Below are 26,115 nucleotides of genomic sequence, written 5' to 3'. Positions count from 1 at the left end.
GTCAATTAGGAAAGATATACGCGCTCTGAAAATAAAATTATGAAAAAGCTATTATTACTATTCGCAACATTACTGATAAGCCTCAATTCTATGGCTTTGAGTTTCCCCCGCAGCGCTTACGGGCAACAACGTATCTTAAATAAAGTTACAGGCAAAACAGCAACTTTATCTGAGACCCTGTCGTTAAAAGCTTCATTGATGAAAACCGCATCTGTAAATATAGAAGAAGAAACCAACCATCAATCGTTTGTAGAAATGTTTGCAAACTATATTGTAAGGTTATTCACAGAGCGGATATTCCAAAGTAAAAATGAAACAGTTGTGAATACTTTTGAGAAAGAGGAAGCAGAGTGTTTCGCAATCAAACAAGATTTTGAATACCAATTTATTGGTTAATCATAAAGACTCTTATTTTCATACGGTTTAGTTAAGGTTTAGATAAAAAGCGCGGCTCTTTGAGCCACGCTTTTCTTATTTGAGCATCTTATGAAGCATTCTATCAGAATTGGAACAAAGGATAATCCTGCATCCAGGTATTGATCTCTTTTTTCACTGCAGCAATGGTAGTTGCTTTCTCATGGTTCATCAATACGGTGTCAATCAAATCTACAATTTTTACCATATCTTTCTCACCCAGTCCACGAGAGGTCATCGCGGCAGTTCCAACACGCATTCCTGAGGTAGTCATAGCCGTTTTATCATCAAATGGCACCATGTTTTTATTCACAGTGATATCGGCTTGTATCAGAGAGTTTTCTGCAATTTTACCGGTCAGGCCTTTCGGACGCAAATCAATCAGCATCAGGTGGTTATCTGTACCATCCGAAATGATTTTGTAGCCACGGCTCACAAACTCTGCAGCCATCACGCGGGCATTCTTTTGAACCTGTACGGCGTAGTTATAAAAATTCTCGGTCAGGGCTTCACCAAAAGCAATGGCCTTAGCAGCAATAATATGCTCTAGTGGCCCACCCTGAGTACCTGGGAACACGCCTGAATCCAGCAATGACGACATCATTCTTACCTCTCCTTTCTGCGTAGTGATTCCAAAAGGATTCGGAAAATCATTCCGCATCATAATCACTCCGCCGCGTGTACCACGTAGCGTTTTATGCGTAGTGGTTGTAACGATATGGCAATGATCGAACGGATCATTTAATAAGCCTTTAGCGATTAATCCGGCAGGGTGAGAGATATCAGCCAATAGAATGGCTCCTACCGAATCGGCAATCTGACGAAGACGTACGTAGTCCCAGTCACGTGAGTAAGCAGAGGCACCGCAGATAATCAGTTTCGGTTTTTCTCTGTGCGCCGTTTCTTCTACTTTGTTCCAGTCGATTAGTCCGGTTTCCTGCTCTACACCATAGAAAAACGGTTGAAAGTATTTACCGGAAATATTAACAGGCGAACCATGCGAAAGGTGGCCGCCATGTGATAAGTTAAATCCTAAAATTTTGTCGCCCGGTTGTAAACACGCCAAGAAAACGGCCATATTAGCCTGTGCACCCGAATGCGGTTGAACGTTCGCCCAGGTAAGATTGAACAAAGCTTTCAGGCGGTCAATTGCTATTTGTTCTACCTGATCTACTACCTCACAACCTCCGTAATAACGCTTGCCTGGAAGCCCCTCGGCATACTTATTGGTGAGCACACTTCCCGCAGCTTCCATTACTTGTGGTGAAACGAAGTTTTCAGAAGCTATCAGTTCAATACCATGTAATTGGCGATTGTTTTCTTTCGCGATTAAATCGAAGATTTCGGTATCACGATAGAGCGATGTTTGGACAGACATATTGATTATTGATGTACGAGTTAAGAAGTACGATTGATAAAAATGAGTACAAATTTAATGGAATGTTGTAAGAACAAGAATTTTGCACCAAATAATCTTTCGTCTGTCGATAAATAAAACCGCAGTTTCTTGAAAAAATACTATTTCATCTGAGCACGATTGCTCCACTTATGGTTTTGTTAATCAACTCGCAATTAGGTATATACGCCAGCTCGGCCTGGTAGTTGCCTCCATAAATAAGAAACGGAGTGCTACGGGCTTTGAAGAAAGCTTTTTTGTAGGCATCATCCAGTTTTTCTAGTCCGAGGTTCAGTCTTTTTTCGTTAATCTCTATTTCACTCATGCTGGTTGGCCTCTCTTTTTTCCAGAAGAATTTATCTTTCTTTTCTTCCCAGTTTTCATTAGGGCAATTGATGTTGTTTTCCAGCCGCAGCTGAACAACCAGTACCTTGCCCATGGTATAAGGTTCATCAGCAGAATAATTGAGTAGTACTCTCATCACATAAGGATGCGCTTTGCCATCTCTTATAGCCTGTTTTAACAAAGGCATAAGGTCAGTCTTATCGGCTTTATCATAAAAGATATTGCTTACAATAGTGTTTTCCAAGAAGTAAGAGCTCGAAGAATTGTAGATATTGGTATTCTCAACGGCTACCGGAGCGTTCAGACCTATTATATTCTCGTCAGGGTATCCATTCAAATCAATAATGCCCAGCACTTTCCGGAGTCTTTCCTGAACCTTTGTCATGTCCTTAGCTTTATTGATTTTCTGGAGGCTGTCTTGCTGTGATACCAGATTTTTGGGCATATCGGGTATATAAATCAGACTGTCTACAGGTACCCATTTCATATCTTTTAGCCGGGGTTTATAAAAATTCCTGAGGTCGGCAGTAATGGGCGCATAAGTATACAAGAATCTTTGACGGTGTATATTTTGCAGGGAATCTCTCAACTGAATATTGAATAAAGGCTTTATGAGCTGTGCGCGTTTCTCAAAATCAGTCCATTTCTTGCAGGTGTCTGCCACGTTTTTGAAAAAGGCATCTTTTCTGAAATTGCTTACTACATACCCTTTCTCAATAATCTTCTCCAGGTAGTCAAATGCGAGGGGCATTTTGCCCAACATTGTGGCGCAGATAGCAGCATTGTAATAATCTTTGGCAAAAGGTTTTTCTACGTTGGCAAAGGCTTCATTATAAAATCGGAGGGCTTCATAGTAATTGGTATCAACAATAGCCAGTTCGGCTTCATTGATGATAGGATGATAAACCCGGGTGAAATCTGTCTGGGCAAAGCCGACGGAACTGTATAACAGAAGTTGTAAAAGTAGTTTTTCCATAAAGAGAAGAATAGGCAACGGCTGTAAAATACAGCTAAAATTAAAAAACCAGTTCTGATTTGAACTGGTTTTTTAATTACTTTAACAAATGCTTAACAATATCATGAAAAGTACTTTAAATTCATAGCATATAAACCGGTGAAAAGAGCGGCGTTGATGAGCGAGAGAATACCTACTGCCCAGCCAACCTGCCCACCCAGAAGTAGTATAGGCGCCAGCACACCCAAAGCGTTGCCAGCTATGTAAACATAGAATCCTTTTTTGCGTAATCCCCACATCCAGATACCTCCCAAAATCAATAATACGCTCGAAATGATACTTACAATGCCAGTAATTATCAGGGTTTTCTCTTCAAAAAGTTTATTGGTTTCTTTCTGATTTTCTTCTACCTGTTCTAAATCTTTTTCCGATAAATATTTCGACATCATATCCATCATCATTTCATTTGCCTGTTCTTTGCTTGCTACTACCTTTTCGGGAGTAAACACATTCGGGATAGCCCCATAAAACTTATAGGCGTTCCACAAAAACGTAAGTACACACAAAATGGTAAGAAGCGTCGGCCGTACAGGCACAGTATTTTCTTCAAATGGATTCTGCATAAAAAAAATATTTATAATAGATTGGTTTAAATGGCAGTTAACTCAAAGCTGTATTCTTCCATAATGAGGTTAGCCAACAGTTTTTTGCAGGCATCTTCAACAATGCTCTCAGCAGTTGCTTTGTCGGCAGCTTCTATTTCCATGTTAATGTGTTTACCGATACGGCAGTCACTAAAACCCTGTATGTCAAGGTTTTTAAGACCCAATAACACTGCTTTTCCCTGAGGGTCAAGGATCTCTTTAATAGGCATTACGTCAATCGAAGCGAGGAATTTCATAAGTATTAACCCCCATTCCCGATGAGGGGGATTTTGTTTAAAAATTTACTCCCCTTTGGGAACAGGGGCAGATTTATTAAAAAGCGATAATACAATATAAAGGAAAACCACTAAGGGGATGCCCAGAAATTGTAAAACCACAAGCAAAATTACAGAAAGAATTATAAATATGTACTTGATTTTATTATCTACCCACGAAAAATTTTTAAACTTCATGGCAAACAGGGGTATTTCTGAAACCATCAGATAGCTCATAATAATAATATAACCAATCAGAAATATATTGTTGTAGATAACAAACGCATAGGATGGGTTAAATGCAATAATGAGCGGAAATGCCGCTACTACCAACGCATTGGCCGGAGTAGGCACTCCGATAAATGAATCAGACTGACGAGTATCAATATTAAACTTTGCAAGCCGCAATGCTGAAAAAAGAGCCAGAATAAAGGCCAGATACGCCAAAGGATGAAAAATGCCCTGAGAACCGGTAGAGGAGGCCGTATAACTGATAAGCCATGCCACTATAAAGGCAGGTAAAATGCCAAATGTAACCATATCTGCAAGCGAGTCGAGTTCTTTACCTATAGCTGAGTGTTGTTTAAGCAGGCGAGCCACAAAACCATCAAGAAAATCAAGAATACCTGCCAGAAATATAAGATAAGAAGCATAGGTGAGGTCACCCTGAAAAACAAAGATAATCCCAAAACACCCGCAAAGCAGGTTGCCGAGGGTCATGAGATTAGGAATAGTAAAAAGTTTCATATGTTGGTGCTTAGGGAATTCTTTCTAAATCGCTGAAAATTACGATATTCCTGTTTTATTCCATAACATTTGTCATTAATCTACAGGTTTGTCAGATAATATCTCTTTCCTATTTCTGAAACCACAGGTTTGGTACCAATAAAAAGGCCTCGTTTCAGAAACGAGGCCTTCATTTATTCTATTATTCCACTGATTGTGTCTATAATTCCACTAATTCCCTTGCTGTTGCCAATTTTTTTTTTCTACGTTCTTCACGTCTTAATAAAATTCTTTGCTTGAAACGCATCCAACGTTCATAGAGTGGCAACTCTTTCAGAAAATCCCAGTTTTCGTCTTTCTTTTCCCCCTCCTCTTTTTTCTTGGCTTCTACGGGATCAAAAAGCATACCTGTGCAAAGACAATGCTTGCGATTGGTACGTGTCAGGATATCATAGTTGATACAACTCGAACACCCTTTCCAGAATGAATCGTCAGCAGGTAACTCACTGAAAGTCGTTGGCTCATACCCCAAATCAGAGTTGATTTTCATCACCGCCAGACTGGTGGTCAGACCAATAATCTTGGCATCCGGATATTTAGAACGCGACAACTCAAACGCTTTTTGTTTAATACGCGTAGCAATACCACTTTTGCGGTAGTCGGGGCTTACAATCAGACCTGAATTGGCCACAAACTTACCGTGTTCCCAGGTTTCAATGTAACAAAAACCAACCCAGTTGCCTGTGGTGGTAAGCGCAATGATAGCCTTACCTTCGCGCATTTTGTCACGCAAATAATCAGGAGAACGTTTGGCAATCCCTGTACCACGGGCTTTAGCACTCTCTGCCATCTCTTCACAAATAGTTTCTGCTAAAGCAAAATGGTTTTCATTAGCTATTTGTACAATATATTGGTCGTCGGAAGTTATTTCTGTGTTATTCATCGTCATTTATTGGGCTTTCCCACAAACGGAGACGCTGTATCCTAAAATTGTTAAAATGAAAGAAATAGAAAAATTGAGCGAGGGGATGTTTTACCGCGCAGGCAAAACGGTTATAGTCGAGTCCTTTCGGACCTGACATATCGAACTGGTGTTATGGGAAGACGAATGTTCATTTCTTAAAAAACAGATGCAAAGATGTCTGGTTTAGAATTTATATCCAAAATAAACACCTAATATTTTTGTTTGCGCTTGAATAACGATGCGCCCGGTGTTTTAGTTCGTGGATTAGAAAAAATCTGATAACTTTGAAGAAAAAACTCAACAACCTTTGAATACTCGCCTGGCTACTTTTTTATCGGTTGCATTGCATCCTTTGTTAATGCCTACTTTGTTGTTTATGATTCTCTTTTTTACAGCGCCGGTTTCGCTGGGGTTGGAGAGTCTAGACCTGACCTTCAAATGGATTGTAATCGGTTTTGTATTCATGTATACTTTTGCCATACCTGCTTATCTTATCTACCTGCTTAAACGCTGGGGTATTATCAGCAGTCTTCATTTAGATAATCTCCGCGAACGCAGGTTGCCTTATTTGCTGACAGCCCTTATATATGCTATTCTTGGGTATTTTTTATATACTAAAAACTCAAGCCTGTTTATTTGTGCTTATATACTCTGGAGTATCACACTTGTCATTCTGTGCGTGGCTGTTATCAGCTTCCGTTGGCAGATCAGCGCACACGCCGCCGGTATTGGCGGGGTAATAGGTGCGCTGGCAGGTATCATGATCAAATTCGGAGAAAGCACGCTTTTCATGCCTCTATTATTTTTAATGATTCTGGCCGGCTATTTGTTGGGCGCTCGCCTGCAGCTTAATGCGCACACTCCAAAGCAAGTCTGGGCAGGCCTGGCACTAGGCGTTTTTCTGAGTTTGTTATCCGTGTCTTATTTTTTTTAATATATTAATCTACTCATTATCAGTCGTTTGTGCAATGTTTCCCGAAATCTTGCGGCAAGCGTGCAACATTCTGTTTTTTAAGGCGTCTTTTGTTTGAAACCATAAAACAGTGTACCCCTCTGGCAAACGCAGTATTCATTAACAAACATGCCGACCTGGTCGAGCAATGTAAGCGTGGCGAAAGTAAAGCACAGTACGAACTGTACAAGCATTACTCTAAGGCTATGTTCAACGTCTGTATGCGGATACTGAACCATGTAGGCGAAGCTGAAGATGTGTTGCAGGACTCGTTCATTGATGCTTTTGCCAAAATAGGTGATTTCCGCCAGCAGGCAACGTTCGGAGTATGGTTAAAACAGATTGTAGTGAACAAGGCTATCAATCATCTCAGAACAAGAAAAGTAGAACTGGTGAATATTGATGAGTATGAGCTGGGAGGCGATGAATATGATATAGCCGATTATGCTGAGACCGACACCTATAATGAAGATAATACCAGATACGAAGTTGAGCGTGTCAAAAGGGCAATGGAACAATTGCCTGAAGGTTTCAGAGTAGTGCTTTCATTGTATCTGTTTGAGGGCTACGACCACGAAGAAATAGGAAATATATTGGGTATAAGCGAGACAACCTCCCGCACACAATATATGCGAGCTAAAAAAAGGCTTCTGGAGATAGTTGGCAGACAGTTGTTTTAGATTTTATGACATTGATTAATTAAAAAATCCCGGCAAAGGGTAATAGATATGAAAGATCGTTTGGAAAGATTTGTGAGAGATAACCGCGAAGACTTTGATAGCTACGAGCCATCTAAAGCCTTATGGAAAAAAATTGAGGCGGAAGCAGCCAAACAACAACCGAAAGGCAAACGCCTGAATGGAAAAGTAGTAAGATTTGGCAGAATGCAATGGAGCATGAGCATTGCAGCAAGTATAGCGTTGATTCTGACTGTAGGGTATGGTATAATGACTTACATGCAGATGCCCAATGAAATAACCGGCCTGAGCCTCCCTCCTGCCTATAGAGGTGCTTATGGAAAAGAGCTGGTACAGTTTACCTCGCTGGTAGAGCAAAAAAGAGAGGAGCTGAAAATGCTTGAAAAGGAAGACCCTAAGCTCTACCACCAGTTTGATGCCGAATTACAGGCATTAGACAATAATTACCAAAGCCTGAAGAATGAGTTGCCGCAAAATCCGAATCCGGAAGAGTTGCTGAAGGCCATGGTACAAAACTTAAATATGCAGATCGATCTGTTAAACCAACAGTTACAAATAATTCAAAAAATTAAAGAAGTTAAAAATGGAAAAATTAAAACGATGGTGTAGCCTCTCAGGCCAGATTCGAGGGGTATTTTGGATATTGTTCTTTTTGACTGCCGCCCGGGCTTCTGCCGCTCCTTTAGAAAAAGAATGGATTGAAAAGAAGAAAAACGTAAACCTGTCGTATCCGGTTTCGGCGTCAGATAAGGTCTATCTTCACAATCAGTTCGGTGATGTAAAAGTGGGCTTCTGGGACAAAAAAGAAGTGCGCGTAGAGATAATTATTGTTGCCAATGCTTCGTCGGAAGAAAGAGCTGCTGATTTTCTGAATACAATTGATATTGTAGGCAAGAAAGATGAAGGACAAGTGAGCATCAAGACTATTATGAATCGCAGCGACAACAGAAACTGGAGTAACAAAGGCGATAAACATTCATTGAAGATTGATTACATGGTTTATATGCCGAAAACGAATCCGTTGCAATTGAAGAATTCGTTCGGTAATATTTACCTGCCTACATTTACCGCTGTCCTGAAAGTTGACCAGAGTTACGGAAAACTGATTGCAGAGGATATTCTGAATCCGGAGTCGGATATTAACCTTGCGTTTTGCCCTAACTCTTATATTAAGTCTATGACAGGCGGACGCTTAAAGGCATCATATTCCGGAATTAAGATGGAAAAAGCTGACAATTTTGATTTCAATAACAGCTTTGGTGACATCAACATCAAAGAAGTAGGTAAAATTGATGCCAAAATCAGCTATTCAAAGGGTAGAATCGATTTACTGAAAGATTCGGGTGTTCTGAAACTGGACTTCTCCGGGGACTTTAAACTGGGTAGTATCGGGAAGAACGTAAAAGAGCTGGATATTAAAGCTAATTACTCACCCGTGGCACTGGTACTCGATGATAACGTAACTTATGATTTTGATATCAAAGCTCATTACGGAGAATTCGACTATCCAAAAGACCGTGGGATATCTTTTACAAGAAACTCAGAGACCGAAAAGAAAAACAATTACAGCTTTAATCCGACCAAGCATTATTCCGGCAAGTTAGGTAAAGGCTCGTCTGATTGTAGGATTACCATAAGCACTAATTTCAGCAGTGTAAAATTGCAATAAATTATTGTTCTGAAAACTTGACAGGGCAGGTGTTGAACACCTGCCCTGTTTTTTTTGATGATTCTGAAGCGTAAAAGTTTGTAAAACAATTACGGGTTTGCAAGCGGATAATACTACGTTGTTTTTTATTTTTGTGTAAACCATCTAAACACATGAGCCAGATAAAAGACAGTGTTTTTATTGTAACAGGGGCTGCCTCGGGTATCGGCCGGTTTTTGGCTATACAAGCAGCCGCTGCCGGGGCAAAAGTGATAGCTACAGATGTGAATGAAAACGGATTGAACGAAACATTCAATATGGCATCGGGTTCTATCGAAAAACACCTGCTCGATGTATCTGACCCTGAACAAATTAAAACCTTTGCTACTGAAACCATTAAGAAACACTTTCATGAACGTATTATTCTGGTAAATAACGCCGGAGTGGCTCTGTTTTCGGGTAGTTTTCTGGAAACCTCTCTGGAAGATTTTGAGTGGCTGCTGAACATAAATCTATGGGGAGTGGTAAGAATGACGAAAGCATTTTTAAGGCACATGGTGAAGCAGAACCAGGGACACATAGTCAATGTATCCAGCATTTTCGGTATTACAAGCATGCCCAATAATTCGGCCTATTCTACAGCCAAATTTGGCGTGAAAGGTTTTTCTGATGTACTGAAATTTGAATTGCTGCGAACCAATGTAAAAGTTTCGTCGGTGCACCCGGGGGGCATCAAAACCGGTATTGCCCGTAATTCGCGTCTGGGACATTCAAAAGATAATGAAGACGGGAAGAAAGCCATCAGGCACTTTGAGAAGGTGGTTCTGAAGCTATCGCCAGACAAAGCCGCTGCCATTATACTAGCCGGAATTGAAAAAGATAAACCCCGGATTCTGATAGGTAATGATGCCAGAACAATGGATATAATTGCCCGGATTTTTCCGAACACCTATCACACGGTTCTGGCAAAATTGTTCAAACTGTAATTAACGATCTGCCACCAGATTAGTTGGTCTATCCAGTGATTTCTTGAGTACGTATTGGGCTACGACAGGAAAGTGGTCAGAGAAGGTGATACCTTTCATGGTCTGACACGATTGCACTTGCCAGTCGGAGCTAAAAAACTGTTGGTCAATCCGCACCCAATACGGGCGACGGTTTAAAGTAAAACCCAGACCCTGCCCTGCATCTTCAAAAGCATTATTGAAACTCAGGCGCAATTTGCCATAGGCGTATCCAAACGGAATTTCGTTGAAATCCCCACAAATAATAACAGGATATTTACTGCCTGATACATAAGACTCCACTTCTTTTATTTGCTCATCTCTTGCTTCAAATCCTTCTTTCATACGGCGGAAGGTATCGAAAATTTCCCAAGCAAATGTCTTGATATCTCCTTGTTTTAATGCATCAGTAGCCTGATTAATACGCACACCCATCGACCACAAATGCACATTCACCACGCGTACGGTATCCTGATTATAGGCAATATCGGCACAAATAAATCCATTGATATTAGGCTGCCCGTTTCTGTCCCATATCTTGCTGTATTGCTTCACAATAGGGTACTGCGAAAACACCGCCAGGCCTATTCTTGAATTTTCGTCGAGCGAAGCCAGCTTCACAAACTTGTCGTTATACTGTGTCTCAATGTTTCCATTGGGAGTATACTCCTGAAAACAGGCGATGTCTGCTTTGAGCGATTTCCAGTTGACCTCCGAGCCATTCTGAGTGCCGAAACTTTCACTGTTGAAACTCAATACTTTTAATGCCGGTATACCGGTAAACTCAGGTTTCGAATTTCCAATACCTACAAAACGTTTGATGATAGGAAAAGTCATCAACACCCATATTAAACCTGCCGAAGCGATCAGTTTCTGATTTTTATATAACAGATAACAACTGGCTATCAGACCGCCCAATACAGCAACAGGAAGGCTCATCATTATGAATCCTGTCAGCCAATGGTTGAAAATCGGATAATAACAGAAAGCCATCGCTATAAACATATAAAACAGGGCAGTATATGAACGCGGAAACTTTCTGAACGCCGTCACGATGTTTCGCAAGCCTGTCATGGCTATCTCTCCGAAAGTCTGAATCATAGCCCAGACAAATATTTTAAAGCCGTGTAGTGCTATCATAAATCAACTGTTTATGTTAAGGCGTCTCTTCATGAGAAACCTACTTTACCTCAAACCCACCCTTACCAATCTTAAAGCCTTCTGAGTAAAGTTCAATTACATATTTACCTGCGCGATAAGGAACATCGTGTGTATAAATAATCTCTACTTTCTGGTCATTATTCTCGAACAATACACTTTGTCTGGTACTGTAACCAAGCTCGTCACCTTCAAAATCAAATACTCCACTGGTTGAGTTATCACTCACCACGCCGCCGTTGGCATCAAGAATACGCACATATATCTCTTTCTTGTTTTTAACCGCCACTGAATTTGACGGCATAATAAATGAAATTTTAAGGCGATGCACACGAGAAGCTCTGAATGAATTTCCTTCTCTTACTTTTCCGCTTGACGACAACGCCGCAGCCTGCACATTAATAGCCTTCATTGATGAGGCTAGGGTTACCTGACGCTGCAAATTGGAGTTTTCAACCGAGTATTCAGCCACAGTCTGAGACAGCGACTCCTTATCGTCTTTCAGACTTGCGTTTTCAGTCAATACTACTTGTTTTTCCTGTTCAAGTAATTCGGTACGGGCTTTTAGCTGGTTGTTTTCTTCTCTAAGCAGATTAAACTCCTTGTCTTTAGCCGTAAGGAAATTCTCGTAATCTTTTATTTTCGTATTGTATTTCTGCAAAGAAAAATTCAGATCAGATTTAAGTAGTTTCTTGTCGTTTTCAAGCTGTGCTTTGATCTGCTTCAACTCAGCAATATTGCCGCCAAGTTTGTGGATTTTCTCTATTTTTTCGTCCAGTGCCTTTGAAATAGAATCCAGTTTTAGCTGGGTCGCAGAAAGCTGTTCTACTTTCTCTGTTAATGATTGCTGCAGCTCAAAGGTTTCGTTGCGGGCACCCATGAACAGGTATCCGAGCAGAGCCAGAATACCTGTCAGCACTCCGAAAGAAATCTTGAATATGCCCTGGGTTGCAGATGCGCTCATAGTAGTACCGTTTGTGTTCATGATACAAACTAAAACTACCCAACTTAAACAGCCGTTAAATTGACTTTAAATTTACCTTAAAATATGAGGCTGTTAAGATTGGCGGGCAAAGCTGAGTGTAAAAGTAGTCCCTTCTGCATCAGAGTTGACATTTACTTCGCCATTGTGCAGGCGCACAATCTGCGATACAATGGCAAGGCCAACTCCATGCCCCTGAACAGCCTGCGCCGAGGCGTTGCTCCTGTAAAAAGGTTGGAAAATATAAGGAAGATCTCTTGCAGGAATGGCCGGGCCACTGTTGAAAAACGAAATGGAGGTTTCGGCAGGGAAACAAAAAAAGTTGACAACAGCTGTTTTGTTGTCTGAAAATTTGCAGGCGTTATCCATCAGGTTCATGAATACCACTTTCATAGCAGCTTCATTCCCCTGAATTATCAAAGCATTTTCATCGTCCGGAAAATCGGCAAAAGTTAACTGAATCTGGTAATCTTCATGCCATTTCTGCACCTGACTTTTGGCTTCCCAAAGTAGTTCGTCAAGCCTGATGGGTACATATTTAACATTTTCGGCATTGGCCACTACGTTGGCCAGATTCAGCAAAGTATTGGTGAGCTGTGTAAGCGTACGGGTATCTTCCTGAAGCGATTTCAGGCTCTTTTCATACGCGTCGGGTGTACGTTTCTGCAAAAGAGTTACTTCAATCTGGGAATATATTTTGGTAAGAGGATTCTTCAATTCATGCGACACATTGGCAATAAACATCTTTTGGGTAACCAGCGCTTCTTCTATGCGGTCGAGCAGATGATTGAAAGTGGCAACCAGCGCGCCTATTTCATCATCAGGATTAGGATATTCCACTCTCTTTTTAACATTCCGGGGAAAAATCTGATTAACCTGCCTGATAACCCCCGATACGGGGGCTAAAGCCCGATTGGCAAAGATCCATCCCGAAATACCCAGTAGTAATATGCCGGCACCCACCATTACGATCAGAATCTTCCTCAAATCTCTCAAAGCTTCTTGTCCGGCAGTATCAATGGCGCTCACCATTATCCAGTTACCCTTATTCTTATTGGCAAAATGGATACCTAATACCTGATACTCACCGAATTTTGTATAAGTAGTAGGGTTAGCTGATAAAACCAACGGAAGCAATTTTTTATGAAAACTGGTGTCAGAAGGATGTGTAAAAAAAATAAATTGCTGAATAGATTCATTGTAGACTGAGATGCTCTCGTTTGTCAGCAATTCTTTGTCAGATACATTCACTAATTTCAGAACAGTGGTATCAGCAGCCTGAATATCAAATAATAAAGTGGTGGTAGTGATGGCGCGGTCTTGCAGGCGTTTATAAAAGCGCTTTTCGAGGTATAATTTACTGAAAAAATAGACCCCAAAAGAAAAGAACAAGAGAATGGCAGTTACTAAAACCACAAACTGGTAAGTTAACCGCGAACGTATATTTTTCATCAGGAAATTACTTTGAGAACATATCCCATGCCAATCTGGGTATGAAGAAGTTTCGGTTCAAAGTCCTTGTCTATTTTTTTTCGTAAAAAGTTTACATAAACCTCTATTACGTTTGTACCGGTATCAAAAGTGACATCCCATATTTTCTCGGCCAGTTCAGCCTTTGAAATAACCCTTCCCTGGTTGCGGATGAAATACTCCAGTAAGCCGAACTCTTTGGCAGTAAGGGTGATTTCCTGCCCTGCGCGGGTTACGGTTTTAGTATCAAGATCCATTTCGAGGTCGGCCACTTTCAGCATATTGCTTGTGTGAATGATGCCGATGTTTCTACGGGTAAGAGCTCTTACCCTTGCCATTAATTCTCTGAACTCAAATGGTTTTGCCAGGTAATCGTCTGCTCCGGCATCCAGGCCTTCTATTTTGTCGTCGGTAGTACCCAAAGCCGTCAGAAGAAGAATCGGGGACGAAACCCCTACCTCACGGAGCTTCTTGCAAAGCTCTAACCCATTCATTCCGGGAAGAATAATATCGGAAATAATGAGTGCATATACCTGCCTTGTAGCCAGCTGAAAACCCATGGCACCATCATATGCTATATCAACTTCCCATTGTTGTTCTTCAAGCCCTTGTTTGATTAGCTGAATGGTTCGTACCTCATCTTCAATTACTAAAATTTTCATATCAGGTGGCTTTAGATTATCAAAATTAGGAAATTAAACCGAAAACGCAGCTAAATTCATAAACTTAGCTGCGTTTTGATGAAATTTCAAGAACCGTCAAAAACTAATATCAGCGTTTCATCTTGTAAACTTCCGTAGCGGCCAATAAGAAACAACCAAGACCGAAGTCTTCGAAGTCGGGCACTTTGTCATAAGTAACCGGCTGCCCGTCTTTCGGTTCTTTACCGGTCCCTTGCACATACCCTAAAAAGCCATTCGGATGAATACAGTTATTCATAATAGCATACATTGCCTTGGCTACAGGAGGGTAAAATTTCCTGCGGTCTAAAATCCCCTTGTTGATACCCCAGGCCATACCATAGACAAATAACGAGGTACCTGTAAGCTCTTTGCCTCCGAAATCATTGGCATCTGCAAGATTCACATTCCAGAACCCGTCATTCCTTTGTAAAGGCACAAGGGCATTCATCATTTCCAGATACGTTTTTTCATACTCGTCCCGGTGTGGTGCATCTTTGGGCATAATATCCAACACCCTTGCCAAGGCCGCTACAACCCAGCCATTACCACGAGACCAATAACAACTTTTGCCTTCCGGGGTTTTGTAAGGCGGGTCAAAATCTTTGTCCCGCCACCATAAACCTTCGGTCTGATTATACAAGCCTTTGTCTCCATGCAATGTTTTGGTGTGCATATACATCTCATACATTTTCTCGAAATACCGGTTGTCTTCATATATAACACCCAATTGTGCAAATACGGGCATTGCCATCTGAAGCGCATCCACCCACCACCAGTCATCCTTTTTAGTACTACTGATGAGGCTGTCGATAGAAGCCTTTATGTCATGAATCCGTTCGGGCTTAGGATCTAAAAGATATAAGTCTATGTAGGTTTGTCCACAGCCTTGGTCATCGGCATTACGTGTCGTAATGCCATTGCGGAGCCCCCATTTATGAGCTTCGCCCCAGGCAACGGCATAGTCATAGTATCTCTTCTGCGGATCAACCTTATAAAGTGCCATAAGACCTTCGTAATAAACACCCCGGGTCCAGATATTACTTGGCCGTGTTTTATCCGGCCGCTCAATGGGCTTACCAACATCAGGCCATTTTAACATAAAATACTCGTTTGCCAGATTCATGGTTTTGAGCAAGTCCTGGTTTTTAGGCAGGCTTTGTGGAAATGCCGGAGTAAAACTTAAGAAAAAAAGAGGTAGCAGCAGTGCTTTGATTTTTTGAACAAGTAGTTGGTTAATCATAATTAAACGGGATAGCGTTTTCTGGTTGTATAGACGATACCAAAGCCGGAATGGCTGCCTTTGTGCACAAAGATAGCAGATAAAAAGCTTTTGATCCTCCTGTGGTACCACGATCACAGATTCATAACAACACCAAAAGTACAGAGCTTAATTAATATAGGCCACGAAGTAATTGTTAAAATTCTGAAACCTCAGCAGCCGATAATTTGTTTAGTAAAAAAATGTAGAACTATGAACGGAACTTTTGAAGAATTAATAGCCTCTGAAACACCCATTCTGATTGATTTCTTTGCCGAATGGTGTGGCCCATGCAAAACGCTGTCTCCCACATTGAACCGATTGGCTCAGGAAGCGGGCGATGACCTCAAAATTGTAAAGATTGATGTGGATAAAAATCCCAAGCTGGCAACGAAATACAAAATTTCGGGTGTTCCTACTTTAATGATATTCAAAAAGAGTGAACTGAAGTGGCGACAATCCGGAGTATTATCGTTACCGCAATTAAAAAGTGTAGTGGAGAAATTTAGCTGATTAGCAATAACAAAAAATCGTAAGAATTACTCTCAGAGCAAATCAATTATCCGTTTTCATGAAAAAAACGAGAAGCTTAAGATATTATTTCTTTCTCAATAATATCAGACGCTGCCTGCTCAAAAACACGCTTGATACCTTCAAATGCGCCACTCACAATAGCCAATGGCAATAAGAGGGGCATAAATATTATCCATTGTAAAAACATGGATGAATTGAATTTTTTCATAAGTGGTAGAGGCAAAATGCACAATTAGGATAAAAAACGAAAATTACCTTAGCAACCGGATGCAAATCTGAAAAAAATATCAGGTACACCTATGTAAAATTAAAAAAAATATTTCCTAAGTGCAAAGTTTTTTTTACATAAAAAAACCGATAAAAAGAAAAACTATTTATCGGTACCTCCACTTCCTCTGCTTATTGGTTATTTATGTTATCTGCCCAATTGAAGCGATCGCCCGGTGAGAACTTCCACGGCGCCATATTATTTTCAAGGTTTGAAAACATGGCGTTCCATGAGCCCGGTGCAGAAGATTCTTCCATCACTTTATACCGGCGGAGCTGAAGGATTATATCCAGTGGTGAAATATTTACCGGGCACTCCTGTACGCAGGCATTGCAGGTAGTACACGCCAGAATTTCTTCTTCCAGAATATAATCGCCTAAAAGTGTTTTTTCATCCTCATATTCTTTACCGTTTTTAAGCCATCCCTTTTGAATATCCTCCAGTCTGTCGCGCGTATCCATCATAATTTTTCTTGGCGAAAGTTTTTTCCCGGTAATATTGGCCGGACACGCCGAAGTACAACGGCCGCATTCGGTACAGCTGTAAGCATCCATCAGGTTTTTCCAGCTTAAATCTTTCACATCCTTTGCGCCAAAACGACCAACTTCAGCCGGAGTAACATCTGCTTGTTCGATACCCAGCATGATTTTTACCTCTTTCGTAACGGCAGGCATATTAGGCATTTCGCCTTTGGGTTGAAGATTCGAAAAGTAAGTATTCGGAAACGCCAGGAATATATGTAAGTGTTTTGAATAAGTAACATATAAGGCAAAACTCATGATACCCAGTATATGAAACCACCACGCAATACGCTCATAGGCAACCAGAGAGGCATCGCTCCAATTACCGAAAACAGGATGTAACCACTGGCTTATGGCAAAATTACCGGTTAATGCCTCGGCGTAGTGCCCTACCCCTCTTTGCTGTAAAATAGTATCTGCGGCATTCATACTTAAAAAAGCCCACATGAGCAGAATCTCAGTAATCAGAATGATGTTGGCATCGCTGCGAGGCCATGTTTTCATTTCCCGATGACGGCTTTCCTGAAAACGTTGGACTTTAAGAACATTGCGACGGAACAAAAAGATTGCACAGACGGTCAGTACTCCCAAAGCCAGTATCTCAAAAAAATTGATAAGGAGATCATAAAATCCACTCAAAAAGGGTAGAAATAACCGATGGGTGCCCAAAATGCCATCTAATATAATTTCCAGAACCTCAATATTAATAATAAGAAAACCCGCATAAACAATAAAGTGCATAAGCCCTATCAAAGGACGATTGAACATCTTCTTCTGTCCGAATGCAATCAGAAGCATGGTTTTCAGGCGTTCGGCCGGTCTGTCAGTACGGTCTTCACTATGCCCGAGTTGTATAGTCTTTTTGATGAGTAGCACCCGGCGGCTGATGAAATAGGCAGCAACACCCAAAGCGGCAATGAATAAAATTTGTGACAGGATTTGCATAATATCCGGATTTGAGAATATCAAATAAGGTAACAGGTATGACGGTATGCGTGCATACCATTACAAATATAGTCAAATTTAAGACAATGCAAGAGCAACGAAAATTTTTGAGATTTTTTTTTGAGGAAATTTGCAGTTAAAAAGTTTTTGTCTAATTTTGCATTCCCAAATCACGGGGAATGGTGGTAATAAGGTAATGTAGCTCAGTTGGTAGAGCAAAGGACTGAAAATCCTTGTGTCGGCGGTTCGATTCCGTCCATTACCACCAGAGAAAATTAAGGCAGCTATGAAGAAATTCATAGCTGCTTTTTTTATCTACTTCCCCAACTTTTTCGCTTGAGCCACTACTGTCCGTTTTCGGACTCAAATTTGTCCATTTCTGTACAGATGTCTACTCACTGAATTATAAAATTGTCTTTTTTAACCAAATAAACGCTTATTGAAAATTTGGCAAAGTATTTGTTCGACAAAATCTATACAAATCACGTACGCTATTATATATGAAACGAGCATTTTTAGGTGAGTTGGAGGAAGTTGTACTACTGACTGTAGCTGCTCTGCAGGAATCGGCATACTGTGCTTCCATTACTCAAACCATTGACCAGCAAATGGGTCGCAGTATCAGCTTTCCTACTGTGCATAGTACCTTGCAGCGGTTAGAAGAAAAAGGCTTTGTTGCCTCTATGATGGGAGGAGCCACCGCTGAACGAGGAGGCCGTCAAAAACGTCTGTTTACCGTCACGGTGGCTGGCCAGCGGGCTTTGGTGGAGTGTCGGTTAGTTCGTGCCCAATTATGGGATCAGATTCCAATTTCAATCATACAGCTATGGGGAGCTTAATTACCGATGATGGCCGTTTCCCCAAACCGCCCCGCTGGGCTGTTTGGCTACTGAGTCACTTCTGTCCGGATGGCTCGGAAGATGAACTGCAAGGCGATTTGCTGGAGATGTATGTTTACTGGCTGAAGACCGTCGGCATATCAAAAGCCCGATGGCGGTATACACTGGCAGTTCTGCAGTTGATTCGTCCTTTTATCTGGTCTAAGGCTCGTCAGAAAAATAATTATAATCACCCGGAATACCGAACCACATTTATATTTCAACCCGCTATGTTACCTAACTATCTCAAAATTGCCTTTCGCAAACTAATTCGCAACAAGATTTATTCTTTCATCAACGTATTGGGCTTAGCGTTGGGCATTTGTACCTGTCTGGTCATTTATTTGATTACCCAGTACGAATTCAGTTTTGATAATTTTCATCAGGATCGTGACCGCATCTATTCTGTAGATGCTGTAGTGTTTGGTGGTCGTTGGAATTGTGTGCCCGGTCCTATGCCTGCCGCCATGCGCCAGGAAATGACCGGCATTCAGACAGTGGCCGCTTATCAGACCTACGGAGCCAGCGTGACAATACCAGCTGACGAAAATGAAAAACCGAAGCGCTTCGATGATGACGGTAGCATAGCTATCGTGGAGCCGCAATACTTCGATATCTTTCGCTACCAGTGGTTAAGTGGAAATGCAGCAACTTCCCTGACCATGCCCAACTCGGTTGTACTTACTGCCGGAAGAGCCAGAAAATACTTTGGTGATTTCGACCCGGACAAGATCATCGGCCGGACTATCTATTATCAGGATTCGTTGATTGTCAGGGTAACAGGGATCGTCGCTGATTGGACAGGCAACAGTGATTATAATTTTAGCCAATGGATTTCTTATGCTACCATACCTGCCAGTTTTCTTAAGCGCGACATAACGTTGGACAGTTGGGACAATTTAAATCGTTCCAGCCAGGTCATGATTAAACTGGCGAAAGATGTAGCGCCTTCACAGATTGATGCGCAATTTATCCCCTTTGTCAAACGGCATTATGGCCCGAAACCGGGGTTCTCTGCCCATTTGAAACCGTTGTCTAGCGTCCATTTTAATCAGGAATATGGTGGTACCACAGGTAGAAAGGCCAGCTTACCAGTCTTGTACACGCTCATGGCGGTGGCAGGCTTCATCCTTGTTCTTGCCATTGTCAATTTTGTCAATTTGTCAACCGCGCAATCCATGCAAAGAGCGAGAGAGATTGGTGTCCGAAAGGTACTGGGTGGTAACAGGCCGGGCATAGCCGTGCAATTTTTTACCGAGACCCTATTATTGACGGTAGCTGCAGTGGGTCTTGCGGCGTTGATGGTAAAGCCAGTGATGAACGTATTTTCCGATTTGATACCAAGGGGCGTTCATTTTCGGATGGATAGTGCTACGCTTTTATTTTTATTATTGGTAACCGCGGTGACTACTCTTCTTGCCGGGTTTTATCCGGCTAAGGTACTGGGAAGCTATCAGCCCATAGTGACTCTGAAAGGGATGAATGTAGCATCAGGCAGTGGAAAAGGGACGCTGCGCAGAGGACTTATTGTCTTCCAATTTACCATATCCCTTGTGTTTATCATCGCATCCTTCGTTATTGGTTCGCAGTTGCGGTACGTGCTGCATGCCGACCTGGGTTTCAAGACGGATGCGATCATCACGCTCGGCGGTCCCCGTAATACCGGTATGAGTAATTCAGCTATTCGGTCAGATGCAAGTAGAGGCCGGCAACAGGCAAACGCAGAAGCGGGTAAGGTAGCCATACTGGCTGGCAAGATACAGCAACTGGCTGGCATAGAGCAGGTAATCAGACAGTGGAAGTCGCCGATGGACCAGATGCATAGTGGATTCGGTGGTGGTGGCCTAAAAAACAGCAATGAGAAACCAATCGATATATCCTTTCATTTCGGCAACGAAAACTACGTTCCTTTTTATGGGATGAAGGTGGTCGCAGGGAGAAATTTACTCCCAAATAACAATGGTAGGGAAGTGTTGATTAGTGAGACTTGCGCCCATGCCCTAGGTTTTGCCGATGTGAGCAAAGCTATCGGCCGGGAGTTGGTAGCCAGCCCTGTCGATGTTTATCCTATAGCTGGAGTGGTAGCCGATTTTTATGAGAACTCTTTTCATCAGGCGAGCTGGCCGATTGTCATCAGACACGATACCACGAGGGAGAATGTCATTGCGATCAAAATCTCTACAAAGGGCATGGCTGCCAGTGAACTAAAGACGCTCATCGGTAAAATAGAAAAGGAATGGAAGGCCGTCTTTCCCGATAAAACGTTTGCTTATTCTTTTCTGGATGATAGCATTGCCAAAATGTATGCGGACGATCTGCGAACCGAGCGGTTGACTAATGTGGCGATGGGAATCACCGTTTTTATCTCTTGCTTAGGTCTGCTTGGTCTGGCCATTTTTTCTACGGAAAGAAGAGCCAGAGAAATCGGTATCCGAAAGGTATTAGGCGCTACCGTGTCGGGCATTATGGTTATGCTTTGTAAGGAGATTGTCTTGTTGATTCTGATTGCCTTACTGATTGCCAGCCCACTGGCCTGGTACTTCATGCATGGCTGGCTGCAGGGCTTTGCCTACCGGACAGCGCTTAGCGGATGGATGTTTGTTGTAGCAGGAGCAGCAGCCATTGGATTAGCGCTGCTTACTGTAGGTTTTCAGGCAATGAGGGCGGCAATGGCTAATCCGGTCAAATCATTGCGTACTGAATGACCTCCACCCGGTAACAACTTTCATTTCGTATTGTAATTTTCCCTAAAGCATTTGGTGGTTAAATAGCATGTGTCAAAATGCACAAGAAAGGCTTTATGAATTTCTTCATAAAGCCTTTCTTGTTGGATATAAACTAATCACTTCAAAAACTCATTAATATTGCTTTTCGTCACCAGTTGAAACGGAATCATTACTTCTTTTTCATAGGTTTCTTTTCTGGCCAGCTTAAGCGCTGTTTCAATCGCACCGGCTCCTTGCTGCTTGGCATTTTGAAAAACTGTGGCATCTAATGAACCGTTTTTAACCGCTTGCAGTCCATCCTGAATAGCATCAATGCTTACAACCACTACTTTGTCTTTCATTCCTGCGGCTTGCAGAGCTTTTACGGCTCCCAAGCCCATTTCGTCATTGTGTGCAAATACCGCATTTATTTTTGTACCATAAGATTGAATCCAGTTTTGCATTAAATCCATCCCCTTGGCTCTATCCCATTCGGCAGTCTGGCTGGCTATTAACTTCAGGTCGGGGTATTGCTTCAGAATTTCTTTAGCCCCTTCTTCTCTCTGAATCTGTGCTGCCTGCCCCATGAAACCATGGATCATCACTACGTTACCTTTCCCTCCCAGTTTTTCAGCAATAAATTTCATGGCAATTCTAGCCGATTCTGCATCGTCTGAACCCACAAAAGCCGTCGGAGCCGTGCTCGTGGCCGAATTAACATTAATGATTGGAATCTTTGCCGCTAAAGCCTTGCTTACAGCAGGAGAACTGGCCTCTACTTCGCAAGGATTCATAATGATTACATCCACTTTTTGAGAGATAAAGCTTTCCACCTGTTCGATTTGTTTCAGTGGCGAATGTTCTGCATCAACCAGAATCAATTCAATACCTAGTTCATCGGCCTTTTTTTGCATTTCATCACTGATGTTGACAATGAATTCATTCTGCATACTGAGCATCGTAGCGCCTACTTTAATTCTGGTTTTTTCTTCTTTTTTTGCAGAGTTACAAGAAAGCAGCAACGAAACTGCGGCAAAAAATATGAGTTTTTTCATGTTAGTCTTTAGTTTTCTGATTCCAACTATCTAATAATACAGCGCCGATGATGATGACACCCATCACCACCTGTTGATAATACGAACTTACATTGAGTAAGTCCAGTCCATTATTTAAAACACCTATTAAAATAACACCAAATAGCGTTCCGCGTATACTCCCCACCCCTCCCGAAGTACTTGAACCTCCGATTACGGCCGCTGCAATGGCGTCTAATTCAAAACTTGCCCCTGCATTTGGCTGACCTGTAGTAATTCTGGAGGTCAATAAGATACCAGCTAAACCTGCCAGCAAACCGCAAAGGGCGTAAACTGCCATTTTTACTTGATTTACATTGATTCCGGATGCCCAGGAAGCCTGTTCGTTGCCACCTACTGCATACACATAACGCCCGAAGATTGTCTTTTTTAAAACAACCGAACAAATAATGAATACTATAAATAAGATGATTATCGGAAAAGGGATACCCAGAATATCGCCGCCCCCTATAAAATTAAAAGAATCGGAAAGATTAGAGATAGGGCGGCCTTTGCTGATAATGAGTGCTAAACCCCGACCGATGGTCATGACTCCTAGTGTGACAATAAAGGGAGCAATTTTGCTTCTGGTGATTAACAGTCCGTTTAATGCCCCGAATAGTAGTCCTGCGAGGAGTCCGCCAAAGATTGGAACAATGACAGGATAATTATCTTGCCGGGCCAGTAAGGCAGCTACAACGCCCGAAACGGCCACTATTGAACCAATAGAGAGGTCTATACCACCTGTAATAATGACGAAAGTAACCCCAAAAGCCAGTAAGGCATTGATAGAAACCTGAGTAAAAATAATTGACCAGTTAGAGAGTGTCAAAAATTGAGGACTGATGTAGGTTAGGGTAAGGCAAATCGCTAAAAAAGCAATAAGAATACCGTATTGTCTTAGGTTTTTAATGTATTGCATACTGCATGATTTTTTCCTGGGTAGCTTCGTGTTTGGCTAATAAAGCTGTTTGCTTACCTTTTGAAAGCACGAGTATCCGGTCGCTCATGCCTGTGATTTCAGGCAATTCAGACGAAATCAGAATAACCGCTAAACCCTTATTCTTCAATTCATTGATTAATTTATAAATTTCAATTTTTGCTCCTATGTCTATTCCGCGGGTAGGTTCGTCTAAAATAATAATTCGGGGTGAAGCAGACAAAACTTTGGCAATGACCACTTTTTGCTGATTGCCTCCACTCAAATATATTAATTTCTGACTGATGCCCGAAGCTTTAATTTTCAGATTACTTTGCATCCGATTGGCCAGTGCTTCTTCTTTTTCAGCAGAAATAAACCACTTGTTTGACACCCCGGGTAAAGCCGCTAAACTTATGTTTTGCCTGACGGATAAATGGGGAATAAATCCCAATGCTTTGCGGTCTTCGCTCACATAGCCTATACCCCATTTCATAGCATCCCTCGGCGACTGAATATTGACCTTTTCTTCATCAATAAAAACCTCTCCTTCTTCAAAATCGTCCAAGCCGGCTATTGCCCGGGCCACTTCAGTACGGCCTGCGCCTACCAAACCGGCTATCCCTAAAATTTCACCTGCCTTTACTTCAAAGCTGATGTTTTCAAACTTCCCTTTCTTGCCTAAATTAACCACTTTGATGATTGTTTTGCCGGCATTAAGTTCAGTTTTTGGAAAAACGTCTTCAATTTCTCTACCTACCATCATTGAGATCAGGTCTTTAACGACTAATTCCTGAGCAGATTTTGTGGCAATATATTGTCCATCCCGCAAAACAGTAATTCTGTCTGAAATCTGATAGATTTCATCCATTTTATGAGAAATGTAAATAATGGCCACGCCTTTGCTTTTCAGGTCTTTGATAATATTGAAAAGTGTAGAAACCTCTTTATCAGACAGTGCCGACGTGGGCTCGTCCATGATAATAATCCGGGCATTGTTTGAAATGGCTTTGGCAATCTCTACCATTTGCCTGTCAGCAATGCTCAAATGTTTCATTTTTTTGTTGGCACCAATATTTACATGCAGGGTTTTGAGTAAATCCGTGGTTTTTTTGTAACTACTATTTTCGTCCAGCCAATTGAAACGGTGGACTTCTTTTCCGAGAAAAATGTTCTGGGCAACTGTTAATTCAGGCACCATCAGTATTTCCTGATGAATCATCGAGATTCCTTTTTTTAACATGTCATGCACATTGCTGTGCTGTACTTTTTCGCCATCCAGAATTATTTCACCCGAATCGGGCGTAAGTAATCCCATCAGAATTTTCATGAATGTCGATTTCCCCGCGCCGTTTTCACCCATCAGCGCATGCACCTCTCCCTTTTCAAGATTGAAAGTGATATTATCTAAAACTTTTATTCCCGAAAAAGATTTACAAAGATGCTGTACCTCAAGGATTTTTCTCTGACTCATAAATTCAAAAATGCTGGCAAGTTTTGAACCTTGCCAGCATTATCATGTTATTACTCTGATTTAAACAAAATCACCATCCACGTTGGTATCTTTCCAACTTCTCGTATTAGCCGAATCAATGACAGCTTCGCATACTTTCTGGGTTTGAAGTGCCTCTTTAAAAGTTGGCGAGCAGGGAGTTCCTGCCTCCAGACTTTTCAGAAAGTCGGCAACCTGATGAATAAAGCTATGCTCGTAGCCAATTCCCAAACCACCAACCCACCATTTATTCATATAGGGCTGGTCACCATCGGTTACAATGATTGAACGCCAGCCACGAACAATCGAATCGTCACGGTGGTCGAAATATTCGAGGCGATTCAGGTCGTGCAGATCCCAACGAATAGAAGCATCGGCACCGTTGATTTCAAAAGTATAGAGCGCTTTATGGCCGCGTGCATAGCGTGTCGACTCAAAAAGCCCTAAAGAACCATTGGCAAAGTGACAGTGAAAAATACAGGCGTCATCAATACCTACAGGCTGAACTTTGCCAGTCAGCTGGTGCATCCGTTCTTTTACAAATGTTTCGGTCACTGCTGAAACATCAGTAATGGCACCATTCAACCACATGGCTGTGTCAATACAGTGCGCCAATAGATCGCCGGTCACGCCTGAGCCTGCGGCTTCTGAGTCCATTCTCCACAAACCCGTCCCCCCTTGCGGAAGGTCGGCGCTGATGGTCCAGTCTTGTAAGAAATTAGCTCTGTAATGGTATATTTTGCCTAGTTTACCCGAATCAATAATTTGCTTGGCTAAAGTTACAGCTGGTAGTCGCCGGTAATTATACCAGACTGTACTTTCTACACCAGCTTCCTCGATCGCGGCGACCATTGCCTCACCCTCTGCCAGATTCCGGGAGAGTGGTTTTTCACACAAAATCATTTTCCCTGCTTTTGCGGCAGCAATCGCAATTTCGGCATGGCTATCGTTTGGCGTACAGATATCGACGGCATCAATATCGTCACGCGCAATAAGCGCTTTCCAATCGGTTTCTATCGATTCATAACCCCACTGATCGGCAAAAGCCTGCACTTTTTCGGCATTTCTTGAACAAACTGCCTTTAAAACAGGGGTATATTCTAATTCCGGAAAAAAGTTCGGCACACGGTTATAGCCATTGGAGTGGGTTCGTCCCATAAAACCCGTTCCTATTAATCCTATTCTGAGTTGTTTCTTTGTTGACATTG

General features: G+C 41.9%; 26 protein-coding genes and 1 tRNA gene. 10 read left to right on the top strand and 17 right to left on the bottom strand.

Annotation, left to right across the window (positions count from 1 at the left end; all coding sequences use genetic code 11):
• Positions 1-39 precede the first annotated feature (39 nt).
• Positions 40-396, top strand: a complete 357-nt coding sequence (locus AC1RRY_RS01705; RefSeq protein ID WP_492818606.1) for a hypothetical protein — start codon at positions 40-42, stop codon at positions 394-396.
• Positions 397-499: 103 nt separating this feature from the next.
• Here AC1RRY_RS01705 and glyA read toward each other — a convergent pair whose 3' ends face one another.
• From glyA to AC1RRY_RS01675, 6 genes are all read right to left on the bottom strand, one after another.
• Positions 500-1,792, bottom strand: a complete 1,293-nt coding sequence (gene glyA, locus AC1RRY_RS01700) for a serine hydroxymethyltransferase (RefSeq protein ID WP_492818608.1) — start codon at positions 1,790-1,792, stop codon at positions 500-502.
• Between the two features lie 145 nt (positions 1,793-1,937).
• The gene (locus AC1RRY_RS01695; protein WP_492818610.1) at positions 1,938-3,131 is read right to left on the bottom strand and encodes a hypothetical protein; all 1,194 of its coding nucleotides are present in this window, start codon (positions 3,129-3,131) and stop codon (positions 1,938-1,940) included.
• Positions 3,132-3,232: 101 nt separating this feature from the next.
• Positions 3,233-3,733 (bottom strand): hypothetical protein, encoded by a 501-nt coding sequence (locus AC1RRY_RS01690; protein WP_492818612.1) that lies wholly within the window; start codon positions 3,731-3,733, stop codon positions 3,233-3,235.
• A 26-nt stretch (positions 3,734-3,759) separates the two neighbouring features.
• On the bottom strand, positions 3,760-4,011 hold the full coding sequence (gene purS, locus AC1RRY_RS01685; protein ID WP_101726793.1) for a phosphoribosylformylglycinamidine synthase subunit PurS: 252 nt from the start codon (positions 4,009-4,011) through the stop codon (positions 3,760-3,762).
• Positions 4,012-4,056: 45 nt separating this feature from the next.
• Positions 4,057-4,776 (bottom strand): CDP-diacylglycerol--serine O-phosphatidyltransferase, encoded by a 720-nt coding sequence (gene pssA / locus AC1RRY_RS01680; RefSeq protein ID WP_492818614.1) that lies wholly within the window; start codon positions 4,774-4,776, stop codon positions 4,057-4,059.
• A gap of 199 nt (positions 4,777-4,975) precedes the next feature.
• Entirely contained in the window at positions 4,976-5,698 is a 723-nt protein-coding gene (locus AC1RRY_RS01675) for a GNAT family N-acetyltransferase (protein ID WP_492818616.1), read from the bottom strand.
• Between the two features lie 328 nt (positions 5,699-6,026).
• Here AC1RRY_RS01675 and AC1RRY_RS01670 point away from each other — a divergent pair, with 328 nt between their 5' ends.
• The 5 genes from AC1RRY_RS01670 to AC1RRY_RS01650 all read left to right on the top strand — a co-directional run bounded on the left by AC1RRY_RS01670 (position 6,027) and on the right by AC1RRY_RS01650 (position 10,003).
• The gene (locus tag AC1RRY_RS01670; protein ID WP_492818618.1) at positions 6,027-6,653 is read left to right on the top strand and encodes a hypothetical protein; all 627 of its coding nucleotides are present in this window, start codon (positions 6,027-6,029) and stop codon (positions 6,651-6,653) included.
• Between the two features lie 89 nt (positions 6,654-6,742).
• Entirely contained in the window at positions 6,743-7,351 is a 609-nt protein-coding gene (locus AC1RRY_RS01665) for an RNA polymerase sigma factor (RefSeq protein ID WP_492818620.1), read from the top strand.
• A gap of 48 nt (positions 7,352-7,399) precedes the next feature.
• The gene (locus AC1RRY_RS01660; protein ID WP_492818622.1) at positions 7,400-7,978 is read left to right on the top strand and encodes a hypothetical protein; all 579 of its coding nucleotides are present in this window, start codon (positions 7,400-7,402) and stop codon (positions 7,976-7,978) included.
• On the top strand, positions 7,953-9,038 hold the full coding sequence (locus AC1RRY_RS01655) for a DUF4097 family beta strand repeat-containing protein (RefSeq protein WP_492818624.1): 1,086 nt from the start codon (positions 7,953-7,955) through the stop codon (positions 9,036-9,038). The genes AC1RRY_RS01660 and AC1RRY_RS01655 overlap by 26 nt, the downstream gene beginning before the upstream one ends.
• 152 nt (positions 9,039-9,190) lie before the next feature.
• Entirely contained in the window at positions 9,191-10,003 is an 813-nt protein-coding gene (locus tag AC1RRY_RS01650; protein ID WP_492818626.1) for an SDR family NAD(P)-dependent oxidoreductase, read from the top strand.
• Here the strand turns inward: AC1RRY_RS01650 and AC1RRY_RS01645 are convergent, their stop codons facing one another.
• From AC1RRY_RS01645 to AC1RRY_RS01625, 5 genes are all read right to left on the bottom strand, one after another.
• On the bottom strand, positions 10,004-11,161 hold the full coding sequence (locus AC1RRY_RS01645; protein ID WP_492818628.1) for an endonuclease/exonuclease/phosphatase family protein: 1,158 nt from the start codon (positions 11,159-11,161) through the stop codon (positions 10,004-10,006). It abuts the gene before it with no gap.
• Between the two features lie 40 nt (positions 11,162-11,201).
• Entirely contained in the window at positions 11,202-12,143 is a 942-nt protein-coding gene (locus AC1RRY_RS01640) for a coiled-coil domain-containing protein (protein ID WP_492818630.1), read from the bottom strand.
• A gap of 93 nt (positions 12,144-12,236) precedes the next feature.
• Entirely contained in the window at positions 12,237-13,613 is a 1,377-nt protein-coding gene (locus tag AC1RRY_RS01635; RefSeq protein WP_492818632.1) for an ATP-binding protein, read from the bottom strand.
• Positions 13,613-14,293: a response regulator gene (locus tag AC1RRY_RS01630; RefSeq protein ID WP_492818634.1), complete on the bottom strand. Its 681-nt coding sequence runs from the start codon at positions 14,291-14,293 to the stop codon at positions 13,613-13,615. Before AC1RRY_RS01630 ends, AC1RRY_RS01635 begins: the two co-directional genes overlap by 1 nt.
• Before the next feature lie 109 nt (positions 14,294-14,402).
• Positions 14,403-15,554, bottom strand: coding sequence for a glycoside hydrolase family 88/105 protein (locus tag AC1RRY_RS01625; RefSeq protein ID WP_492818636.1), 1,152 nt, complete (start codon positions 15,552-15,554; stop codon positions 14,403-14,405).
• 231 nt (positions 15,555-15,785) lie between these two features.
• Between AC1RRY_RS01625 and trxA the strand changes: the two genes are divergently transcribed.
• Positions 15,786-16,085: a thioredoxin gene (gene trxA / locus AC1RRY_RS01620; protein WP_492818638.1), complete on the top strand. Its 300-nt coding sequence runs from the start codon at positions 15,786-15,788 to the stop codon at positions 16,083-16,085.
• Positions 16,086-16,161: 76 nt separating this feature from the next.
• On the opposite strand, the gene AC1RRY_RS01615 is transcribed toward trxA, so the two are convergent.
• Together AC1RRY_RS01615 and AC1RRY_RS01610 are read right to left on the bottom strand one after the other, a co-directional pair.
• A complete protein-coding gene (locus tag AC1RRY_RS01615) occupies positions 16,162-16,314 on the bottom strand; it encodes a hypothetical protein (RefSeq protein WP_492818640.1) in 153 nt (50 codons plus the stop codon).
• Positions 16,315-16,505: 191 nt separating this feature from the next.
• Entirely contained in the window at positions 16,506-17,840 is a 1,335-nt protein-coding gene (locus AC1RRY_RS01610) for a 4Fe-4S dicluster domain-containing protein (protein WP_492818642.1), read from the bottom strand.
• Positions 17,841-18,032: 192 nt separating this feature from the next.
• On the opposite strand from AC1RRY_RS01610, the gene AC1RRY_RS01605 reads away from it, so the two are divergent.
• The 3 genes from AC1RRY_RS01605 (at position 18,033) to AC1RRY_RS01595 (ending at position 21,423) form a co-directional block, all read left to right on the top strand.
• Positions 18,033-18,108, top strand: a tRNA-Phe gene (locus AC1RRY_RS01605).
• A 232-nt stretch (positions 18,109-18,340) separates the two neighbouring features.
• Complete coding sequence (locus AC1RRY_RS01600) at positions 18,341-18,679, top strand: PadR family transcriptional regulator (RefSeq protein WP_492818644.1); 339 nt, start codon at positions 18,341-18,343, stop codon at positions 18,677-18,679.
• Complete coding sequence (locus AC1RRY_RS01595) at positions 18,667-21,423, top strand: ABC transporter permease (RefSeq protein WP_492818646.1); 2,757 nt, start codon at positions 18,667-18,669, stop codon at positions 21,421-21,423. Before AC1RRY_RS01600 ends, AC1RRY_RS01595 begins: the two co-directional genes overlap by 13 nt.
• Before the next feature lie 137 nt (positions 21,424-21,560).
• Here the strand turns inward: AC1RRY_RS01595 and AC1RRY_RS01590 are convergent, their stop codons facing one another.
• The 4 genes from AC1RRY_RS01590 to AC1RRY_RS01575 are packed head-to-tail and all read right to left on the bottom strand — an operon-like array spanning position 21,561 to position 26,113.
• Entirely contained in the window at positions 21,561-22,478 is a 918-nt protein-coding gene (locus AC1RRY_RS01590; RefSeq protein WP_492818648.1) for a sugar ABC transporter substrate-binding protein, read from the bottom strand.
• Between the two features lies 1 nt (position 22,479).
• Positions 22,480-23,418 (bottom strand): ABC transporter permease, encoded by a 939-nt coding sequence (locus tag AC1RRY_RS01585; RefSeq protein ID WP_492818650.1) that lies wholly within the window; start codon positions 23,416-23,418, stop codon positions 22,480-22,482.
• Positions 23,405-24,889 carry a sugar ABC transporter ATP-binding protein gene (locus tag AC1RRY_RS01580; RefSeq protein WP_492818652.1) on the bottom strand — a complete coding sequence of 495 codons (1,485 nt, stop codon included), beginning with the start codon at positions 24,887-24,889 and terminating at the stop codon, positions 23,405-23,407. Before AC1RRY_RS01580 ends, AC1RRY_RS01585 begins: the two co-directional genes overlap by 14 nt.
• A gap of 60 nt (positions 24,890-24,949) precedes the next feature.
• A complete protein-coding gene (locus AC1RRY_RS01575) occupies positions 24,950-26,113 on the bottom strand; it encodes a Gfo/Idh/MocA family protein (protein ID WP_492818654.1) in 1,164 nt (387 codons plus the stop codon).
• Positions 26,114-26,115: the final 2 nt, after the last annotated feature.

Source organism: Emticicia sp. GW821-FHT11C11, from assembly GCF_058808615.1.
Note: the sequence above shows the minus strand (reverse complement) of the source record. Positions and strands in the feature narration are given on the sequence as shown.

Bases quoted from the DNA above. Each gene is read 5' to 3' on its own strand.
- AC1RRY_RS01705 (WP_492818606.1), top strand. From the start codon at position 40: ATGAAAAAGCTATTATTACTATTCGCAACATTACTGATAAGCCTCAAT.
- glyA (WP_492818608.1), bottom strand. From the start codon at position 1,792: ATGTCTGTCCAAACATCGCTCTATCGTGATACCGAAATCTTCGATTTA.
- AC1RRY_RS01695 (WP_492818610.1), bottom strand. From the start codon at position 3,131: ATGGAAAAACTACTTTTACAACTTCTGTTATACAGTTCCGTCGGCTTT.
- AC1RRY_RS01690 (WP_492818612.1), bottom strand. From the start codon at position 3,733: ATGCAGAATCCATTTGAAGAAAATACTGTGCCTGTACGGCCGACGCTT.
- purS (WP_101726793.1), bottom strand. From the start codon at position 4,011: ATGAAATTCCTCGCTTCGATTGACGTAATGCCTATTAAAGAGATCCTT.
- pssA (WP_492818614.1), bottom strand. From the start codon at position 4,776: ATGAAACTTTTTACTATTCCTAATCTCATGACCCTCGGCAACCTGCTT.
- AC1RRY_RS01675 (WP_492818616.1), bottom strand. From the start codon at position 5,698: ATGAATAACACAGAAATAACTTCCGACGACCAATATATTGTACAAATA.
- AC1RRY_RS01660 (WP_492818622.1), top strand. From the start codon at position 7,400: ATGAAAGATCGTTTGGAAAGATTTGTGAGAGATAACCGCGAAGACTTT.
- AC1RRY_RS01655 (WP_492818624.1), top strand. From the start codon at position 7,953: ATGGAAAAATTAAAACGATGGTGTAGCCTCTCAGGCCAGATTCGAGGG.
- AC1RRY_RS01650 (WP_492818626.1), top strand. From the start codon at position 9,191: ATGAGCCAGATAAAAGACAGTGTTTTTATTGTAACAGGGGCTGCCTCG.
- AC1RRY_RS01645 (WP_492818628.1), bottom strand. From the start codon at position 11,161: ATGATAGCACTACACGGCTTTAAAATATTTGTCTGGGCTATGATTCAG.
- AC1RRY_RS01640 (WP_492818630.1), bottom strand. From the start codon at position 12,143: ATGAGCGCATCTGCAACCCAGGGCATATTCAAGATTTCTTTCGGAGTG.
- AC1RRY_RS01635 (WP_492818632.1), bottom strand. From the start codon at position 13,613: ATGAAAAATATACGTTCGCGGTTAACTTACCAGTTTGTGGTTTTAGTA.
- AC1RRY_RS01630 (WP_492818634.1), bottom strand. From the start codon at position 14,293: ATGAAAATTTTAGTAATTGAAGATGAGGTACGAACCATTCAGCTAATC.
- AC1RRY_RS01625 (WP_492818636.1), bottom strand. From the start codon at position 15,554: ATGATTAACCAACTACTTGTTCAAAAAATCAAAGCACTGCTGCTACCT.
- trxA (WP_492818638.1), top strand. From the start codon at position 15,786: ATGAACGGAACTTTTGAAGAATTAATAGCCTCTGAAACACCCATTCTG.
- AC1RRY_RS01615 (WP_492818640.1), bottom strand. From the start codon at position 16,314: ATGAAAAAATTCAATTCATCCATGTTTTTACAATGGATAATATTTATG.
- AC1RRY_RS01610 (WP_492818642.1), bottom strand. From the start codon at position 17,840: ATGCAAATCCTGTCACAAATTTTATTCATTGCCGCTTTGGGTGTTGCT.
- AC1RRY_RS01600 (WP_492818644.1), top strand. From the start codon at position 18,341: ATGAAACGAGCATTTTTAGGTGAGTTGGAGGAAGTTGTACTACTGACT.
- AC1RRY_RS01595 (WP_492818646.1), top strand. From the start codon at position 18,667: ATGGGGAGCTTAATTACCGATGATGGCCGTTTCCCCAAACCGCCCCGC.
- AC1RRY_RS01590 (WP_492818648.1), bottom strand. From the start codon at position 22,478: ATGAAAAAACTCATATTTTTTGCCGCAGTTTCGTTGCTGCTTTCTTGT.
- AC1RRY_RS01585 (WP_492818650.1), bottom strand. From the start codon at position 23,418: ATGCAATACATTAAAAACCTAAGACAATACGGTATTCTTATTGCTTTT.
- AC1RRY_RS01580 (WP_492818652.1), bottom strand. From the start codon at position 24,889: ATGAGTCAGAGAAAAATCCTTGAGGTACAGCATCTTTGTAAATCTTTT.
- AC1RRY_RS01575 (WP_492818654.1), bottom strand. From the start codon at position 26,113: ATGTCAACAAAGAAACAACTCAGAATAGGATTAATAGGAACGGGTTTT.